This is a genomic window from Micromonospora fiedleri (assembly GCF_016774385.1).
GTDB classification, from domain to species: domain Bacteria; phylum Actinomycetota; class Actinomycetes; order Mycobacteriales; family Micromonosporaceae; genus Micromonospora; species Micromonospora gifhornensis.
Map to the genome: position 1 here is coordinate 305,865 of NZ_JAETXL010000005.1, position 17,730 is coordinate 323,594.

Sequence of the window (17,730 nt, forward strand, 5' to 3'; positions counted from 1 at the left end):
AGAAGGGGCCCTTCCTCTATCGGAGGCGTTAACAAGGGCCCCTTCCTTACACCTCAGGCGCGGGCCACCCCGTCGCGACGGGCGGCCTCGGCGACCGCCTCGGCGACGGCGGGGGCGACGCGCGGGTCCAGCGGAGAGGGCACGATCGCCTCCGGGGTCAGCGACTCGGCCACCACCGAGGCGATGGCGTCGGCCGCGGCGACCTTCATCGCGTCGGTGATCCGGGTGGCCCGTGCCGACAGCGCGCCCCGGAACACACCCGGGAAGGCCAGCACGTTGTTGATCTGGTTCGGGAAGTCGCTGCGGCCGGTGGCGACCACCGCGACGTGCCGCGCGGCCACCTCGGGGTGCACCTCCGGGGTGGGGTTGGCCAGCGCGAAGACGATTCCCCCGGGTGCCATCGCGGCCACCGCGTGCTCGGGGATCTGCCCGCCGGAGACGCCGATCAGCACGTCGGCGTCGCGCAGCGCCTCGGCGATGTCGCCCTGCCGCCCGTCGGCGTTGGTCAGCTCGGCCAGCTCCGCCTTGGTGCCGGTCAGCCCGGTGCGGTACGCGGAAATGATTCCCTTGGAGTCGCAGACCACCACCTGGTCGGGGTCCACTCCCCCGGCCACCAGCATCTTGGTCACCGCCACCCCGGCCGCGCCGGCCCCGCTGACCGCCACCCGCAGGTCGCCGAGCTTGCGGTCGAGCAGGGTGGCCGCGTTGCGCAGGGCGGCCAGCACGACGATCGCCGTACCGTGCTGGTCGTCGTGGAAGACCGGGATGTCGAGCGCCTCGTCGAGTCGGCGTTCCACCTCGAAGCAGCGGGGTGCGCTGATGTCCTCCAGGTTGATCCCACCGAACGAGGGCGCGAGCGCCTTGACCACCGCCACGATCTCGTCGACGTCCTGCGTGTCCAGGCAGACCGGTACCGCGTCGACCCCGCCGAACTGCTTGAACAGCACGGCCTTGCCCTCCATCACCGGCAGCGCGGCGCGCGGGCCGATGTCGCCGAGGCCGAGTACGGCCGTGCCGTCGGTGACGACGGCGACGGTGTTCGACGCCCAGGTGTAGTCGTGGGCGAGCGCCGGTTCCGCGGCGATGGCCTCGCAGACCCGGGCCACGCCCGGGGTGTACGCGAGGGAGAGGTCGTCACGGCTGGTCAGCGGGACGGTCGAGACGACGGCCATCTTGCCGCCCCGGTGCAGTTGGAAGACGGGATCAGCAGGGTCCACGGTGGACGTAGGCATGGTGACTCCAGGTTCTGTCGAGCAGAGGCCAGCCGGTCGGGGCGCACGGTGAGGCGACGAGCGGCGGCGCGTGGTGCGGGGGGTCACCCGGGCGCTTCCGAGCATAGTGGGGTCGAGCGGCCCAGTATGTGGGCAGGGTCATAACGGTCGAGGCGGTACCCGCCCGGGGCGGGGCCAGTACCGGGCCACCACCCGGCCGAGCACGTCGGCGACCCCGTACGCCCGGGAGTCGTCGGTGACCAGGTCGTTGTCGCCGTACAGCCACCACCCGCCGTCGGTCGGACGGACCGCGCGCTTGACCACCAGCAGGTCAGGGCGGCTACGGAAGACGGCGATCACCACGTCGCCGGGCCGGATCTCCCGACCACCGCGGCGGACCAGCACCGCGTCGCCGTGCCGCAGCGTCGGCGACATGGAGGGACCGGTCACGAGTACGGGCGACAGTGGCCATCGCAGCCGCAGCACGGACACCGGTTTCACCTCCACCGCTCTCGGGGACCCCGTCCAGGAGTAATGTCGTCTTGGATCATCGCAAACGTCCTATGGAGGATCCTGATGCGACTTGCCCGCATCCTCGCGCCTCGCTTGACCGCCAGCGCGCACTGCGACCTGCCCTGCGGTGTCTATGACCCCGCCCAGGCTCGGATCGAGGCCGAGTCGGTGAAAATGATCTGCGAGAAGTACCAGGCCAACACCGACCCGGAGTTCCGGACCCGCGCCATCCTGATCAAGGAGCAGCGGGCTGACCTGGTCAAGCACCACCTCTGGGTGCTGTGGACCGACTACTTCAAGCCGCCGCACTTCGAGAAGTACCCCCACCTGCACCAGCTGTTCAACGAGGCCACCAAGCTGGCCGGGGCCGCCGGCGCCAAGGGTGGCACCGACCCGGCCAAGGCCGACGAACTGCTCCAGAAGATCGACGAGATCTCCAAGATCTTCTGGGAGACCAAGCAGGCCTGAGTGCCCGCCTCGACGGCCGGTCCACCCCTTCCGGGAGGGCGGGCCGGCCGTCGTCGTCCCGGCGCCGCGCGCACCCCGCCACATCGCCCGGATTCCGTCGTTACGGCACCGGGCGTACGCCACCGTTGACGGCGCGTGCAGCCGTCGCGGTCAGTCCGCGACCGCTGATTTCCGGGGCCCGCCGGTCGGCGACAGCGATGCGAGTCGACCGGATGACCAACTCAGCGGGTAGAGTCCCCGACCGGGGGGATGAGTGGTGACTCAACTGACCGGCCAACCGACGACCGACGACGACATCGTGCACCTCACCGTGCCCGCCGACGGTGGGTACCTCGGCGTGCTCCGTACCGCCACCGCCGGCCTCGCGGCCCGCCTGCAGTTCGCGCTCGACGAGATCGAGGATCTGCGCATCGCCGTCGACGAGGCGTGCGCCATGCTGCTGGCCATCGCGCCCCGGGGTGCCGAACTCGACTGCCGCTTCGCGGTCACCGAGGACGCGCTGACCGTCGAGGTGACCGTGCCCACCGTGCGGGACGCCCGGCTTCCGGCCGAGTCCTCGTTCGCGTGGAAGGTGCTCACCGCGCTCACCACGTCGGCGTCGGCGACCGCGACCGACGGCCGCGCCACCATCTCTCTGCTCACCCGCCGCGCGTCAGGCTGGTGACGGCCGGTTCACTCGAATCCGAGGGCACGGGTCGTGGGCGGGCTCACCAGCAGCCAGGTGACGCCGAGCCCGAGCGCGATCAGCGGCACCCCGAGCCAGCCCAGCCCGCCTTGGATCATGAACCAGCCGATCGGCAGCAGCATGAGCTGAAGCACGATGGCGGGAGCGCGGGCACCGGCCCGGTGGCGCACCAGCGCGCTTCCCAACGCCCAGAGCGCGACCGCGGCACCGATGGCGAAGGCCGTGACCAACAACGCCGACGTCAGGTCGGTGGTACTGGCCGTGAGGTCGGCCACGATCAGCCAGGCGGCAACCAGCCCGACGGCGACCGCCTCGACGCGTAGCAGCCGGACCGCCCAACGGAGCGTGACGGGGGTCGGGTTGGAGTCGATGGTCACGCGGGTCACGATACCCGTGCCGTCGCGCGGTACAGTGCGGCCCATGCGGGCCGTCCTGCTGGTCAATCCGAAGGCCACCACCACCAGCGAGCGCGCGCGGGACGTACTGGTCCGGGCGCTGCGCAGCGAAGTCGACCTCTCCGTGCGGTACACCCGCCGGCGTGGCCACGCCACCAATCTGGCCAGAGAGGCCGCGGTGGAGGGCGTTGACGTCGTGGTCACACTCGGTGGCGACGGGACGGTCAACGAGGTGGTCAACGGGCTGATGACGGCGACCAGCGTCGCCGGGCAGCCACCCACCGCCGAGCGGTTGCCCGCCCTGGCGACGGTGCCGGGCGGCTCGACGAACGTCTTCGCCCGGGCGCTGGGCCTGCCCAAGGAGTGGGCCGAGGGCGCCAGCATGATCATGGAAGGGCTGCGGCTGGGTCGACGCCGCACGATCGGCCTCGGCCGCGCCGACGACCGCTACTTCACGTTCTGCGCGGGGCTCGGGCTCGACGCGGCGGTCATCCACCGTGTGGAGGAGGCCCGTCGCCGTGGCCGCGTCCCCTCGCCGGGGCTCTACTTCCGCGCCTTCACCGCACAGTTCCTGCTCGGTGCCGAACGGCGACACCCGGCGATCCGGCTGGAGCAGCCGGGCGAGGCGACAGAGGGTGACCTGGCGAGCATCATCGTGCAGAACACCGCCCCCTGGACGTTCGTCGGGGATCGGGAGGCCAACCCGAACCCGGAGGCGTCGTTCGATCTCGGGCTGGACGTGCTGGCCTTTCGTCAGCTTGGCGTTGCCAGCACAACACGCACCGTGAGGCAATTCCTCTCCGCCACGCCCAATCCGCACGGTCGCCAACTTGTACGGCGTCATGACGTAGCGGAGTTCACGCTGGTCGCGAGCCGTCCGCAGGCGTTCCAGCTCGACGGGGACTATCTTGGCGAGCGGGAAAAAGTCAGATTCACCTCCGTTCCGGCCGCACTCAGAGTAATCTGTTAGGTCTCCGGTACCACCGGGTAGAAGTTGGCCGCGGCGCCCCCAGCGCGTGACGACCGCGACACCCCGAACGATGCCGGAAATGTCAGCATTGTCCGGCGGACTGTACTATATTGATTCTCGACTGTGGTAAACCCGGGCGCCTGGAGTGATCCATAACCCGGACAAATGGGTTGTGGGCTTGCTCACCGCGCGGAGTTTTTCCGAGCACCACCCTTGACATTGCGTAAGTTCGTGAAAGTATTCACAAGCGAACTTGAGTTACCGGGACATGTCTGGACACGCTCAACAGGTTGAGTCGTTCCAGCAGGTCCCGGGGCTAGCAGCCTGCTCACGCATTGCCGAATTGACGGTTGCAAACCGTCACTGTCGACATTGCGGATGCATATAAGAAAAGCACCAACAGCAACATCTGCCACCCATCCAGAATGAGGAGTGTTGCCGCCATGGACTGGCGTCACCATGCTGTCTGCCGCGACGAGGACCCGGAGCTGTTCTTCCCGATCGGGACGTCCGGTCCGGCTCTCCTGCAGGTCGAGCAGGCCAAGGCCGTCTGCCGGCGCTGCTCCGTGACCGACCAGTGCCTTCAGTGGGCGCTGGAGTCCGGTCAGGACGCTGGCGTCTGGGGCGGGATGAGCGAGGAGGAGCGGCGCGCTGTCAAGCGGCGCGGTGGCCTCCGGGTGCTGCGCGCTCACTCCGCCTGACCAACTACACCCAGGACGCCCCGGCCGGCCCCGAGCCCGCCGGGGCGTCCTGCTGCCCCCCCCCCTACTCTCCCACCCACCCCAGGCCCACGTTGATCATGAGGTTGACGGCAGTTCAGAGATCAACGGCCGCCGTCAACCTCATGATCGACAAGAGCCTGGGGTGGGTGGGAGAGGCGGTGGAGGATGAGGGTTACCAGGTCTGGGGCGGTGGTCAGGGGGGCGGACACCGCGATGGCACCGGCGGCTCGGGCGGCGGTCGTCACGGCGTCGTGGAACAGCCCGGGGGCCAGGAAGTACGCGGCCACGGCGACGCGTTGCGCGCCGGCGGCCCGTAGCCGTTGCACCGCCACGTTGACGGCCGGGGGTGCGGCAGAGGCGTACGAGACGCGGGTCGGCGTGTCGAGGGCCGCGCCGAGAGCCTGGGCCACCCGCCCCACAGACGCGCGTGCGGCCGGATCCCGGGTGCCGGCCGCAGCCAGCACCAACGCGTCGAACCGGCCCGGATCCGCCTCGGCCAGCCGGTGTCGTAACGCGGCCAGCAGTGCCGGGTCCACCTCGTCGCCCACCGGGCCGAGCACATCGGTGATGTCTACCCGGATCGTCAGCCCGGACCGCTGAGCGGCCTCCACCGCCGTGGGGATGTCCACCCGCCGGTGGTAGGCGGCGGTGAGCAGCAGCGGCACCAGGATCGCCCGGGAATGCCCGGCGACAGCCAGCTCCCGCAAGACCGTGGTCGGATCGGGCTCGGTGTGGTCCAGCCAGCTGGCCAGCACCGGCGCGCCGGGCCGGGCAACCGAGACCGCCCGGGCCAGACCCCGGATCGCGTCGGCCGCCCGAGGATCACGACTGCCGTGGGCGACCAGAACCACCGGGTCCCCCACCGGCCCACCAACCCCGACCGGGCCTGCAAGCCCGGCCGGGCCTGCAAGCCCGGCCGGGTCAGCGGAGCGGCCAAGTCCATCGGTCCGGTCGTCGGACGCAGCTACGCCACCGGCCCGGTCGCCGGACCGGGCCGGATCGGCGGGTGCCTCTGCCTGGTCGGTCAGAGGTGCAGTCCGCACTCGGTCTTCTCGAACATCGCCCAGCGGCCGGCCCGCGGGTCCTCGCCGGCCTTCGTCCGCCGGGTGCACGGCCAGCAGCCGATGGAGCCGTAGCCGCGCCGGAACAGCTCGTTGACCGGCACGTTCCACCGGGCGATGTACGCGTCGACGTCCGCCTGGCTCCAAGCCGCGATCGGGTTGACCTTGACCTTGCCCCGACGGGCGTCGAAGGTCACCACCGGCGTGTTGGCCCGGGTCGGCGACTCGTCCCGCCGCAGCCCGGCGGCCCAGGCGTCGTATCCGGCCAGCGCCCGCTCCAGCGGTTCCACCTTGCGCAGCTGGCAGCACTCGTCCGGCGACTTGTTGAACAGTCGTGGCCCGTACTGGCCGTCCTGCTGGCCGACGGTGAGCCGGGGTCGGATGGAGCGGACGTTGACCGGCAGCGTGCGGGCGACCGCGTCCCGGACGGCGAGGGTCTCCGGGAAGTGCAGACCGGTGTCGAGGAAGACCACGTCCACCCCCGGCGCCACCCGGGACACCAGGTGGGCCAGCACCGCGTCGGCCATCGAACTGGTCACGCAGAACCGGTCACCGAAGGTCTCCGCGGCCCATCGGGCGATCTCCAGCGCGGGCGCGCCCTCCAACTCGCGGCCGGCGCGCTCGGCCAACTCCCGCAGTTGCTCGGGGCCACGTTGCCCACCGCTGGTCGCAGTGGGTGCGGTGCCGACCAGCCCCAGGCCGGCGGCGGAGACCAGGGCGCTCATCGCTGCACCGCCCGGGAGAGCAGGCCGGTGAACCGGACGGTGAAGACCCGGGCGCAGGCGTGGCACTCCCAGGCGCCGTGCCCGGTCTCGCTCGGTCGCAGGTCCTCCTCACCGCAGTACGGGCAGTACAACGGTGCGGCACGGGTCTCGCTGCTCATCGCGTCACCTCGCTCATCGCAGTTGCTCCTCGTCGACCCTGATCACCCAGTTGGCGAAGGTCTCGCCCTCGGTGCGGCCCGCCAGATAGCGCCGGGCCAGCCGCTCGACGTACTCGGGAAGCTCGTCGGCGGTCGTCTTCAATCCGCGCAGCTTGCGGCCGAAGCCGGCGGTCTGTCCCTCGGCCATGCCCAGCCCGCCGCCCAGGTGCACCTGGAAGCCCTCGACCTGGCGGCCGTCCGGCCCGGTGACCAGCTGCCCCTTGAGGCCGATGTCGGCGACCTGGGTACGGGCGCAGGCGTTCGGGCAGCCGTTGATGTGGATGGAGATGTCCGCGTCGAAGTCGCGCAGCTGCTGCTCCAGCCGGGCCACCAGCTCCTCGCCGCGCGCCTTGGTCTCGACGATGGCCAGCTTGCAGTACTCGATGCCGGTGCAGGCCATGGTGCCGCGCCGCCAGGCCGAGGGGCGGGCCTCCAGGCCGATCTCGCGCAGGCCCGCGACCAGTGACTCCGTACGCTCCGGCGGCACGTCGAGCACCAGCAGCTTCTGGTACGGCGTCAGCCGCACCCGGTCGCTGCCGTGCGCCTGCACCACGTCGGCCAGCTGGGCGAGCTGGGTGCCGGAGACCCGACCGACCACCGGGGCGGCGCCGACGTAGTTGCGGCCGTCCCGCTGCCGGTGCACGCCGATGTGGTCGACCGGCTTGTCCGGCAGCTGGGGGGCGGGCCCGTCGAGCAGCGTCCGGCCCAGGTACTCCTTCTCCAGCACCTCGCGGAACTTCGTCACGCCCCAGTCGGCGACGAGGAACTTCAGCCGGGCCCGGTGACGCAGCCGGCGGTAGCCGTAGTCGCGGAAGATGCCGACCACGCCGGCCCAGACGTCCGGCACCTCGCTCAGCGGCACCCACACGCCGAGCCGTTGGGCCAGCATCGGGTTGGTGGACAGCCCACCGCCGACCCACACGTCGAAGCCGGGGCCGTGCTCGGGGTGGTCGACACCGAGGAAGGCGATGTCGTTGGCCTCGTACGGGGTGTCCACCAGCCAGGAGATGGACGACTTGAACTTGCGCGGCAGGTTGGAGTACTGCTTGTCGCCCACGTACCGCGCGACGATCTCGTCGATCGCGGGGGTCGGGTCGACCAGTTCCGTCTCGGCCACCCCGGCGACCGGACTGCCCAGCACGATGCGGGGGCAGTCACCGCACGCCTCGGTGGTCTGCAGGCCGACCGATTCCAGTCGCCGCCAGATCTCCGGCATGTCCTCGACCCGGATCCAGTGGTACTGGATGTTCTGCCGGTCGGTGATGTCGGCGGTGTCCCGGGCGAACTCCCGGGAGATTTCGGCGATCGTCCGCAGCTGCGCCAGATCGAGTTGACCACCGTCGACGCGCACTCTGAGCATGAAGTATTCGTCTTCGAGCTCGTGCGGTTCCAACACGGCGGTACGACCACCGTCGATTCCTGCCTTACGCTGAGTGTAGAGACCCCACCAGCGGAAGCGGCCACGCAGATCCTGCGGGTCGATGGAGGCGAAGCCACGATGGGCGTAGATGTTCTCGATGCGGTCCCGCACGTTCAGCGGGTCGTCGTCCTTCTTGATCCGCTCGTTGGGGTTGAGCGGCTCGCGGTGTCCGAGTGCCCACTGACCCTCACCGCGGGCACGGCGTGGTGCCCTGGGCGGGCGCGCCGGTAGGTTCCCCGTGCGGGCCGGAATGTCGCTGACCGCCATCGCGGCGTCCTCCGTTGTCTGCGGTGCCTCGCATGGGTACGCGGACATAGCGACCGGCTCCCGGTGGGGCCGTGGACAACGGTGTCTTGGGCGGCCGGCGCGCTGCGTACCCGAGGCAGAATGGTCGGGCGTCGTCAGTGGGCCGGACAGATGGCGCTGCGCACGCGGCCGTAATCAACGTGGCGGCGAGCCACGAGACGGCGTACCACGGCGGCAGTCATGAGGGCCATGCTGCCACACCGCCGACAGGCCGGCCAATGAGTGCGTGCGAGATCCCACATCACGGGCGATCGCTGCCGCCATCGGCGGGCACGACCGTGTGGCAGGCTCACGTCATGGGTGATTTGTCCGGTAGGTCGATTCCGGCCGCCGGGACGGGCGTACGGCTCACCGGGTGGCGGCTGCGCTCGCTGCCGGTGTGGCTGGTGCCGGCGGCCCTCACCATGTTCGTCACGTTGGTCGGGCTGGACGCCGCGCAGCCGTGGCGCGACGAGCTGGCGACCTGGAGCGCCGCCACCCGCGGAGTGGCCGGCCTGTTCCGGCTCGCCGGCACCATCGACGCCGCGACCGGGCCGTACTACCTGTTCATGCACTACTGGCTGCTGGTCGCGGGCGACACGGTGGCCGCACTGCGGCTGCCGTCCGCGTTGGCGATGACGGCAGCCGCCGGACTCACCGCCGTACTCGGTCAACGGCTGTGGAACACCCGCGTCGGCATGCTCTCCGGTCTGCTCTTCGCGGTGCTGCCCGCCACCGCCCGCTACGGGCAGGAGGCCCGGCCGTACGCCCTGGCCACCGCCCTCGCCCTGTTGAGCACCCTGCTGCTGGTCGACGCCCTGCGCCGGCCCAGCCGAGGTCGATGGGTGGCGTACGCCGTCGCGACAGCCGCACTCGGGCTGACCCACCTGATCGCGTTGACGCTGATCGTCGCGCACGCCGTCGTGGTCTTCACGTACAGGCCGGAGTCGCGCCGCTCCGGTCAGGGGCTGGTGGGGCGGCTCGGGCCGCTCGGGCCCTTCCTGCTCGCGCTGGTGCCGACGGCGGTGCTGGTCACGCCGCTGGCCCTGCGCGCCCGTGAGCAGCGGGAGCGGCAACTCGACTGGGTGGACACCGCCCGGCTCGGTGACCTGGCCGCGCTTCCCGGCGGGCTGGCGCAGACCGCGGCGGTGGGCGGCCTGTTGGTGGCGCTCGCGACACTCGGTGCCGGACGACTCGGTCGACGCGCGTCGCTGCCGGTGGCCTGCCTGCTGCTGCCGGTGCTGTTGTTGTTCGCCGCCGGACTGGTCGTCCCGCTGTGGGTGCCCCGCTACCTGATCTTCGTGGTGCCGTTCGGCTGTCTGCTGGCCGGTGCCGCGTTGGCCTCGGCACGTTTCCGGGTCGCGCTCGTCGTGGTGGGCCTGGCCGGTCTGCTCGGCCTGCCGGACCACGTGGCGCTCCGTCGTACGCACGAGTGGCCGCGTACCGCCACCGTCGACTACCGGGGCGCGGCGCAGATCATCGCCGCCGGCCAGCGTCCCGGCGACGCGGTGGTCTACCACCCCCGCGACAGTTGGCTCTTCCTCGACCTCGGCGTGCGCTACCACCTGCACGAGCGGACACCTCGCGACGCGCTGCTGGCCGAGGGGCAGCAGCACCGGGGCGACCTGTGGGCCGCCGAGTGCGGCCGGCCGGCCGACTGCCTGGCCGACGTGCACCGGGTCTGGCTGGTCGTCGCCGGCCAGGGCGACGGACCGCTGGCCACCGTCCCCGGCGCCAAGGGCGACGCGCTGCGCGCCGCCTACAGCGTCGAGCGGATCTGGCCCCGCCCCGGCCTCACCGTCGCCCTGCTCACCCGCTAGCCCGGGCCAGGGGGACCGTGAGGACGGCCTCGGTGCCGCACTCGGCACCGGGACGCAACTCGATGCTGCCGCGGAGTTCCCCGGTGACCAGCGCCCGGACGATCTGCAGTCCGAGCTTGGCGGCCCCCTCGGAGTCGAACCCGGCCGGCAGTCCCCGACCGTTGTCGGCGACCGTGACGTGCAGCGTCTTGCGCAGCCGGTGTGCGGTGACCACGACCTGCGGCGGCGCCAGTGCTTCCTGCGGTGTCGGCTCCGGCCCGCCCTCGTCGGCCGGCGGAAAACCGTGCTCGACGGCGTTGAGCAGCAGTTCGTTGAGGACCATCACCAGTGACGTGGCGATCTCGGCGGGGAGTACGCCGAAGCTGCCCTCGCGCCGCATGCCGACCGAGACCTCGGTCGCCGCCACCTCGGTCGCCGCGCTGGCCACCCGGTCCACGATCCCGTCGAACTCGACCGCCTCGTCGCTGGACATGGAGAGGGTCTCGTGCACCAGAGCGATCGACGCCACCCGGCGTACCGACTCCTCCAGCGCGACCCTGGCCTCGGGCATGCCGACCCGGCGGGCCTGCAGGCGCAGCAGGGCCGCGACGGTCTGCAGGTTGTTCTTCACCCGGTGATGGATCTCCCGGATGGTCGCGTCCTTGGTGATCAACGCCCGGTCGCGGCGGCGTACCTCGGTGATGTCGCGGACCAGGACCAGGGCGCCGATCGGCACTCCGGCGGGCATCAGCGGCAGGGCCCGGGTCAGCATGGTCGCGCCGCGGGCGTCGATCTCCCGCCGGGGTGGCGCCTCGCCGCGCAGCGCGGCGAGGATGCCGTTGGCCGCCTCCGTGCCCTCCAGCGGATCGCTGGCCAGTCGGCGGTGCAGCGCCGCGAGATCCTCGCCCACCAGGTGGGAGGCGTAGCCCAACCGCCGGTACGCCGACTGCGCGTTCGGGCTCGCATAGGTGACCTTGCCACCGGCGTCCAGCCGGACCAGACCGTCGCCGACCCGTGGCGCCGAGGTGGTCTCGCCGGGATGTCGGGGCGGCGGGAAGGTGCCGTCGGCGATCATCTGGGCCAGGTCGTCGGCGGTGGTCAGGTAGTTCAGCTCCAGCTGGCTGGGGGTACGCGCGGTGGAGAGGTTGGTGTCGCGGCCCACCACGGCGATCACCTCGCCGGACTCACCGTCGGCGGCCCGCAGCCGGACCGGGATCGCCTCGTGCCGGGCGGGCACGTCGCCGTACCAGACCGGGTCGCCCTCCCGCCAGATCCGCCCCTGCCCGTAGGCGACCTCCAGGTGCGCCACCTCCGGCCCGCCGACGATCCGCCCCACCTGGTCGTCCTGGTAGGCGGTGGGCGCGGTCGTCGGGCGGACCTGAGCGACGCAGAGGAAGGTGCCCTCCCCGTCCACCGGCACCCAGAGCAGCAGGTCGGCGAAGGAGAGGTCGGACAGCAGTTGCCAGTCACCCGCTATCCGGTGCAGGTGGTCGATGTCGGCCGGGCGCAGACGGGTGTGCTCTTCGGCGAGGTCGCGCAGCGTGGACACGCCGACCAGCGTGCCATGCGAGCGGTCACATCGTCGCGGTGACCTTCTTCAACCCTCGTGGCGCGTCCGGATCCTCACCCCGGGCCAGCGCCAGGGCCAGGGCCAACCGTTGCAGCGGCAGGATGTCCAGCAGCGGGGCGTACCGCTCGTCGACGTCGGGCACCGCGATCCGGGTGGCGCCGGCGACCTCGGCGGAGCCGACCACGACCACGTCGGCCCGCCGCTCGCCCAGCCGGGGCAGCACCTCGCCCATCGACTGACCGCCGGGGCCCGAGCCGACCACGGCCAGCACCGGCACGTCCGGGTCGGTCATGGCCAGCGGGCCGTGCAGCAGGTCGGCGCCGGAGAAGGCCAGGGCCGGCAGGTAGGAGGTCTCCATCAGCTTCAGCGCGGCCTCCCGCGCGGTGGGGTACGCGTACCCCCGGCCGGTGGTGACCAGTTGCCCGGCGAACCGGTAGCGCGGCGCGAGTTCGCTCGCGGTGGGATCGGCCAGCGTACGGGCGGCCAGCTCGGGCAGGTCCGCCACGGCGCGGCGTTCCTCCTCGGGCAGCACGCCGTCACCGGCCCGGATGCCCTCGACCAGCAGCAGCAGGGCGAGCAGTTCGGCGGTGTACGTCTTGGTGGCCGCCACCGCCCGCTCGTGCCCGGCGGCGATGTCCACGCCGAGTTCGGCGGTCGCCGCCAGCGGCGAGTCCGGCGCGTTGGTCACCGCGAGGGTGAGCGCGCCCGCCTCGCGGGCGACCCGCAGCACCTCGGTCAGGTCGGGTGAGCCGCCGCTCTGGCTGACTCCGACGACCAGCGCGTCGGAGAGGTCCGGTCGGGCGCCGAAGAGGGTGATCGCGCTCGGGGAGGCGAGACCGGCTGGCAGGCCGAGCCGGATCTCGGCCAGGTAGGCACCGTACAGCGCGGCGTGGTCCGAGGTGCCCCGCGCGGTGAAGACCACGTGCCGCGGTCGGCGCTCGGCGATGGCTGCCGCGACGCGGGCGATGGGTGCGGCGTACTCGGCGGAGAGCAGTCGCTCGTAACCCGCCGGCTGCTCGTCGATGTCGGTCGCCATGCCGATTCCTGGGCGCGTCACGAAAACTCCTCCCCTGCGCGATACTCGCGCGCTTCCTGCTCAGTCTTGCACCTTTAGGCGTTCAGATGCAATTTAATGAGCAGGATCGCGCAGCCAATCACCAAAAGTCGATGCCGTCACCTACGCTGACTCGGCCGCACCGCCAACCGGTACCGACAAGTGAGAGGACGACGTGGCCGAGGGAACGGACGATCGGGCGTTGCCGGCGACGGAGGAACTGGCCCTGGCCCGAGAGGCCCTGAACGCCGGTGACCTGACGCGTGCCGCTGACCATGTCGCGAGCGCGCTCGCCCGGGCGCCGACCCTGCCCGAGGTGCACGAGACGCTCGCCCGGGTGGCCACGGCCGGCGGTTCCGGCGGCCTGGACCTCTTCCCGCTGCACCATCACACCTTCGTCGGGGCCGTGGTCGCCCGGGCACACCTGCTGGCCGCGGCCGGTCGCCCGGCCGAAGGGCTTGACCTGCTGGTCGCCGCCGCCGCGCACGCACCCGGGACGGACTGGGCGGGCGTGCCCTGGGTCACCTCCCCCGAGCTGGCCGAACGGATCGGCCCGGACCAGGTGGCCCGGGTGCTGATGCAGGTCTGCGCCGCCGCCCCGGACCCGGTGCCCCGGTCCGACCGAGCCGCCCTGACGCCGTACCTGACGCTCGCCCGCAACGCGATCACCATTCACCCCGAGCACGCCCTGCTGCTGGGCACGGCGTCCGCGCTGGCCCGGCGCGCGGGCGAGGTGCCGCTCGCGGTGCGCTGGGCCAGCCGGGGAGTACGCGCCGCACCGTCCAAGATGGGCGAGGTCTGGCTCGGGTACGCGCTGCGCAGCGCCGGCCGGACCCGCGAGGGCCTCGCCGCGCTCCGCCGCGCCGTCGACCACGACCCGGACGACCTGGCGGTGTACGCCGACATCGCCGGCACGTTGGCCGATCACGGCCGGCTGGACGAGGCGCTGAGCTGGATCGAGCGGGCACTGGCGCGCAACCCGTCCTTCGACTGCGCGGTGCACACCGCCCACCGGCTGCGGTTCCAGCGCGACGGCGACGTACGCCACCTGGTCGCGCTGGCCGACTACATCCGCGACAACCCCGACGACTCGCACGAGCACGCCGACCTGGCCGAGTGCTGCCGTGGCCGTCCGTGGCTGGGGCAGCTGACCCCGCCGACGGTACGCCCCCAACCCCTGCCCCTCACCAGCGCCGAACCGTCGACAGGACGTCCGGGTACCCCGCCCCCCTCGGCGGAAGCCACCCGCCGGCTGCGCCAACTGGCGCACCTGGCCTGGCCGCACCCACCGGCCGCGTACGACACGGCGGTGGCGCTGGCCACCCTCGACCTGACCGACCTGCTCGGCCTGCTGGCCCATCCGCCCGAGACCCCGGAGAACGCGCTGGGACGGGTGCTTTCCGGCCAGGACCCCGCCCTGTGGGTACGGTGCGTGCAGGTGTGGACCTGCCTCGGCCTGCTGCACCACCGCACCGACGAACCCTGGCCCTCCTCGACCCGCCGGCAGGTGCTGGTGGAGTTGGCCCAGGCCACGGAGATCGCCGAAGCGGCCCTGTTCGCCCTGGTGACGGCGGCCTGGGTCGACCCGTCGATCCGACCCGACGTGGCCCAGGTGGTCACCGAACGGCTCGCCGCTGCGGCCAGTGACCGAGCAGGACCGTTACCGGTCACCGTCTCCCTGGCCCACCTGGCGCTGGCCACCCCCGGCCTCGACCCGGAATGCGCCACCCTCGCCCGCATGCTGGCCGGCGCACCCGCCCGCCCCGGCCGCGGCACCCTCCGCGGCCTACTCGGCCGCCTCCTCCGCCCCTTCCGCCCCCGCCTCCCCAGCCCACCCCCCTAACCCCTCCCCTCCCCCACACCTCGCTCCCACGCCGCGCCCCGCGCCCCGCGCCGCCCGCGCCGCCCGCGCCCGCGATCTTGCACTTTCGGTCGGGATAAAGCTGACAGACACGACATATCGGCGACCAAAAGTGCAAGATCGGCGACGAGATACGGCGAGTCGAGTCCTCGGCGAGGCTGGGAAGTCCCAGCCCACCCCTACCCTCACCCCGCCCCACCCCGCCCTCGCGATCTTGCACTTTTGGCCGGGACAAAGCTGACAGGCACGACATATCGGCGACCAAAGGTGCAAGATCGGCGACAAGGCCGCGGGGAGTCCCGGCGGCCCCGGGGAGTCCCGGGGAGTCAGGGGGTCAAGGGGTGAGGGGGTGGCGGAGGGCCAGGAGGTGGACGTTGGGTAGGGGGGTCCAGTCCAGGTGGGGGGTGCGGGTGAAGCCGTGGCGGCGGTAGAGGTGGTGGGCGGATTCGGCCATGCCGTCGCGTACGCAGATGACAAGGGCGGTGCAGCCCAGCTCGGTGGCACGGGCGACGCACGCCCCGACAAGTGCTGCGCCCGTACCTCGGCCCTGTGCCGCCGGATCCACCGCCAGCATCCGGAACTCGGCCTCCCCGGGACCGCACAGTTCGGCGTACGGGCTGCCGGGCAGGACGAAGGTGACCGAGCCGAGCAGTTGCCCGGTGGCCGGGTCGGCGGCGACCAGCACCTCACCGTGCGCCGCCCGGCCGGCCACGTCGGCCAGCACGTCGGCGTACCCGTTCTCGCCCTTGAGCTGCCCGTCCGCCTCGTACGCGGCGACGGTGAGCCGGGCCACGGCCGGATAGTCCGCCGGCACGGCCGGACGGACCAGCGGGCCGGTCAACCAATCACCGCGATCAGGTCGCCGTCCTGCACCACGTCGCCCTCGTTCACCGCGAGCTGCTGCACCACACCGTCGGACTCGGCGATCACCGGAATCTCCATCTTCATCGACTCCAGGATCACCAGGGTGTCGCCTTCGGACACGGTGTCCCCGGCCGCCGCGACGACCTTCCACACGTTGGCCACCATCTCGGCGCGGATCTCCTCGGCCATCTTCGGCCCCTTCCCTCGCGACTGCCTGCGACGTATCAAATCATGCGACGGCCGCCCATGGGCCGGAGCAGCCCCGCCCGCGTTCGCCATGAGCGGGCTCTAACATCAACAGGTCGGACCCTGGCGCCGGAGGACCGGTGCGTGCACCGGCGCCGAGGTCGTGCGCAGGCGATCCGACCATCACGAGGAGGTCAGCATGGCGAAGAAGGCCCGCAAGAAGAAGGCCCGTAAGAAGAGCGCCGCCAACCACGGCAAGCGCCCCAACTCCTGAGCTGGTCCGCATCGCGGACCGGACAGGAAACGCCGATGACCCGACTCGGGTCATAGCCGAAACGCCGGTGGCCCAGTTCGGGCCACCGGCGTCGGCGTACGAAGAGTGACTTCAGTCGGCCAGTTCGCGCGATTCGGTGCTCTCGAAGATGACGAGTTCGCTGAGCCGTACCCGCAGCCGTTCGCGCAGTTCGTCCGGCGCGGACTCGTTGCCGCAGCAGCGGGCCACCAGCGCCTTGACCTCCTGCTCGATGCCGTACTCCCGCAGGCAGGGGCCGCACTCGTCGAGATGGTGCCGGATCAGCGTCCGGCGCTCCTGCGCGCACTCCAGGTCGAGGTAGAGGTAGACCTCGGCGAGAACCTCACGGCAATCCGTCTCATGCGGATCTCCACAGCTCACGTCACACCTCCCGGCCACTGGCAGCGGCCGAACTCCGGGCCGACGGCGCGGCGGAGAAGCCGCGCTCCGCGGCATAGCCCTCAAGCAGCTTGCGCAGATTACGACGACCGCGGTGCAACCGTGACATCACGGTACCGATCGGCGTACCCATGATGTCGGCGACCTCCTTGTAGGAGAACCCCTCGACATCGGTGAGGTAGACCGCGAGCCGGAACTCCTCCGGCAACTGCTGGAGGGCCTCCTTGACGTCGCTGTCGGGCAGCCGGTCCAGCGCCTCGGTCTCCGCCGAACGCAGACCGCTGGAGGTGTGCGACTCCGCCTCGGCGAGCTGCCAGTCGGTGATCTCGTCGGTCGGCGCCTGCACCGGCTGTCGCTGCCGCTTGCGGTAGGTGTTGATGTAGGTGTTGGTCAGGATCCGGTAGAGCCAGGCCTTCAGGTTCGTGCCCTGCTCGAACTGGTGAAAGGCCGCGTAAGCCTTCAGGTAGGTCTCCTGGACCAGGTCCTCGGCATCCGCCGGGTTACGGGTCATCCGCAGCCCCGCCGCGTACAACTGGTCGACGAATGGCATCGCGTCCCGTTCGAACCGGGCCCTGCGCTCGTCCGTCTTCTCGGTGGTCAACCGCACATCCCCTCGGGTCGGATGCTTCCTCGCCGAGGATACGCGTCCAGACCTGCCGGGAGATTGGGTTCCGACGGGTGTGCCCGTCACCACCCTGGCCGGCGGCTCAGCCGCGGGCCATTCCGGTCCGGCCAACAGCTGCCTGAGCTGCGTGGCCTCCCGTTCGTCGCGCTCCCGGATCCGGAACTGGATCGGCACCGGTCACCCCCCTCGCACAGTGTTCGTCCGTGGGGTGCAACATCCGTCGCAGGTCCGGGCATTCCATCTCGGTCCTCCCATTCCTGGTCCCGGCCGGGGGTGGGTGCACCACGGCCGGGACCGGGAAAGGGCCTGGGAGCCCGGTGCCACCCGAACCCGGGTGACACCATCGGGTGCAACGACCCGAACGGCAGCCGGAAACGGCGACCCACCCCGGCAGAGCGGCCTCAGCCCGACGCGAGCACGGCGCCGAC

At 71.6% G+C, this 17,730-nt stretch carries 20 protein-coding genes; 7 read left to right on the plus strand and 13 right to left on the minus strand.

From position 1 onward, the window contains the following. Positions 1–53: 53 nt before the first annotated feature. Positions 54–1,232 (minus strand): NAD(P)-dependent malic enzyme, encoded by a 1,179-nt coding sequence (locus JMF97_RS15510; RefSeq protein WP_102660705.1) that lies wholly within the window; start codon positions 1,230–1,232, stop codon positions 54–56. Between the two features lie 138 nt (positions 1,233–1,370). Beyond that, positions 1,371–1,712, minus strand: a complete 342-nt coding sequence (locus tag JMF97_RS15515; protein ID WP_307816927.1) for a S24/S26 family peptidase — start codon at positions 1,710–1,712, stop codon at positions 1,371–1,373. Positions 1,713–1,787: 75 nt separating this feature from the next. Here JMF97_RS15515 and sodN point away from each other — a divergent pair, with 75 nt between their 5' ends. Continuing rightward, positions 1,788–2,192, plus strand: coding sequence for a superoxide dismutase, Ni (sodN, locus tag JMF97_RS15520; RefSeq protein ID WP_203222230.1), 405 nt, complete (start codon positions 1,788–1,790; stop codon positions 2,190–2,192). Between the two features lie 256 nt (positions 2,193–2,448). Further along, positions 2,449–2,856, plus strand: a complete 408-nt coding sequence (locus tag JMF97_RS15525; RefSeq protein ID WP_013735722.1) for an ATP-binding protein — start codon at positions 2,449–2,451, stop codon at positions 2,854–2,856. A gap of 8 nt (positions 2,857–2,864) precedes the next feature. Here JMF97_RS15525 and JMF97_RS15530 read toward each other — a convergent pair whose 3' ends face one another. Then, positions 2,865–3,254 carry a hypothetical protein gene (locus JMF97_RS15530; protein ID WP_043725689.1) on the minus strand — a complete coding sequence of 130 codons (390 nt, stop codon included), beginning with the start codon at positions 3,252–3,254 and terminating at the stop codon, positions 2,865–2,867. A 43-nt stretch (positions 3,255–3,297) separates the two neighbouring features. Here JMF97_RS15530 and JMF97_RS15535 point away from each other — a divergent pair, with 43 nt between their 5' ends. Both JMF97_RS15535 and JMF97_RS15540 read left to right on the plus strand, forming a co-directional pair. Then, positions 3,298–4,242, plus strand: coding sequence for a diacylglycerol/lipid kinase family protein (locus tag JMF97_RS15535; RefSeq protein ID WP_013735724.1), 945 nt, complete (start codon positions 3,298–3,300; stop codon positions 4,240–4,242). Positions 4,243–4,685: 443 nt separating this feature from the next. Further along, positions 4,686–4,943: a WhiB family transcriptional regulator gene (locus tag JMF97_RS15540; RefSeq protein ID WP_007072794.1), complete on the plus strand. Its 258-nt coding sequence runs from the start codon at positions 4,686–4,688 to the stop codon at positions 4,941–4,943. 122 nt (positions 4,944–5,065) lie between these two features. Here JMF97_RS15540 and JMF97_RS15545 read toward each other — a convergent pair whose 3' ends face one another. From JMF97_RS15545 to JMF97_RS15560, 4 genes are all read right to left on the minus strand, one after another. Then, positions 5,066–5,827: a sirohydrochlorin chelatase gene (locus tag JMF97_RS15545; protein ID WP_203222231.1), complete on the minus strand. Its 762-nt coding sequence runs from the start codon at positions 5,825–5,827 to the stop codon at positions 5,066–5,068. 161 nt (positions 5,828–5,988) lie between these two features. Beyond that, entirely contained in the window at positions 5,989–6,750 is a 762-nt protein-coding gene (locus JMF97_RS15550; RefSeq protein WP_203222232.1) for a phosphoadenylyl-sulfate reductase, read from the minus strand. Further along, on the minus strand, positions 6,747–6,908 hold the full coding sequence (locus tag JMF97_RS15555) for a hypothetical protein (protein WP_199180354.1): 162 nt from the start codon (positions 6,906–6,908) through the stop codon (positions 6,747–6,749). The genes JMF97_RS15550 and JMF97_RS15555 overlap by 4 nt, the downstream gene beginning before the upstream one ends. 13 nt (positions 6,909–6,921) lie before the next feature. Next, the gene (locus JMF97_RS15560) at positions 6,922–8,634 is read right to left on the minus strand and encodes a nitrite/sulfite reductase (protein WP_203222435.1); all 1,713 of its coding nucleotides are present in this window, start codon (positions 8,632–8,634) and stop codon (positions 6,922–6,924) included. A gap of 443 nt (positions 8,635–9,077) precedes the next feature. On the opposite strand from JMF97_RS15560, the gene JMF97_RS15565 reads away from it, so the two are divergent. After that, the gene (locus JMF97_RS15565; RefSeq protein ID WP_203222436.1) at positions 9,078–10,472 is read left to right on the plus strand and encodes a glycosyltransferase family 39 protein; all 1,395 of its coding nucleotides are present in this window, start codon (positions 9,078–9,080) and stop codon (positions 10,470–10,472) included. On the opposite strand, the gene JMF97_RS15570 is transcribed toward JMF97_RS15565, so the two are convergent. Both JMF97_RS15570 and JMF97_RS15575 read right to left on the minus strand, forming a co-directional pair. Next, a complete protein-coding gene (locus tag JMF97_RS15570) occupies positions 10,462–12,000 on the minus strand; it encodes a sensor histidine kinase (protein ID WP_203222233.1) in 1,539 nt (512 codons plus the stop codon). The two genes, JMF97_RS15565 and JMF97_RS15570, sit on opposite strands and share 11 nt — an antisense overlap. A 25-nt stretch (positions 12,001–12,025) precedes the next feature. Beyond that, positions 12,026–13,057, minus strand: a complete 1,032-nt coding sequence (locus JMF97_RS15575) for an SIS domain-containing protein (protein ID WP_203222437.1) — start codon at positions 13,055–13,057, stop codon at positions 12,026–12,028. A gap of 193 nt (positions 13,058–13,250) precedes the next feature. Here JMF97_RS15575 and JMF97_RS15580 point away from each other — a divergent pair, with 193 nt between their 5' ends. Further along, a complete protein-coding gene (locus JMF97_RS15580) occupies positions 13,251–14,918 on the plus strand; it encodes a tetratricopeptide repeat protein (RefSeq protein ID WP_203222234.1) in 1,668 nt (555 codons plus the stop codon). A gap of 352 nt (positions 14,919–15,270) precedes the next feature. Here the strand turns inward: JMF97_RS15580 and JMF97_RS15585 are convergent, their stop codons facing one another. Next, positions 15,271–15,777: a GNAT family N-acetyltransferase gene (locus tag JMF97_RS15585; protein ID WP_203222235.1), complete on the minus strand. Its 507-nt coding sequence runs from the start codon at positions 15,775–15,777 to the stop codon at positions 15,271–15,273. Further along, positions 15,774–15,989, minus strand: a complete 216-nt coding sequence (locus tag JMF97_RS15590; RefSeq protein ID WP_203222236.1) for a biotin/lipoyl-binding carrier protein — start codon at positions 15,987–15,989, stop codon at positions 15,774–15,776. The genes JMF97_RS15585 and JMF97_RS15590 overlap by 4 nt, the downstream gene beginning before the upstream one ends. 196 nt (positions 15,990–16,185) lie before the next feature. Between JMF97_RS15590 and JMF97_RS32340 the strand changes: the two genes are divergently transcribed. Further along, positions 16,186–16,260 (plus strand): 50S ribosomal protein bL37, encoded by a 75-nt coding sequence (locus JMF97_RS32340; protein WP_370461611.1) that lies wholly within the window; start codon positions 16,186–16,188, stop codon positions 16,258–16,260. Positions 16,261–16,371: 111 nt separating this feature from the next. Here the strand turns inward: JMF97_RS32340 and rsrA are convergent, their stop codons facing one another. Together rsrA and JMF97_RS15600 are read right to left on the minus strand one after the other, a co-directional pair. Next, positions 16,372–16,659 carry a mycothiol system anti-sigma-R factor gene (gene rsrA, locus JMF97_RS15595; RefSeq protein WP_203222237.1) on the minus strand — a complete coding sequence of 96 codons (288 nt, stop codon included), beginning with the start codon at positions 16,657–16,659 and terminating at the stop codon, positions 16,372–16,374. 1 nt (position 16,660) lies between these two features. After that, positions 16,661–17,476 (minus strand): sigma-70 family RNA polymerase sigma factor, encoded by an 816-nt coding sequence (locus tag JMF97_RS15600; RefSeq protein ID WP_275409877.1) that lies wholly within the window; start codon positions 17,474–17,476, stop codon positions 16,661–16,663. Positions 17,477–17,730: the final 254 nt, after the last annotated feature.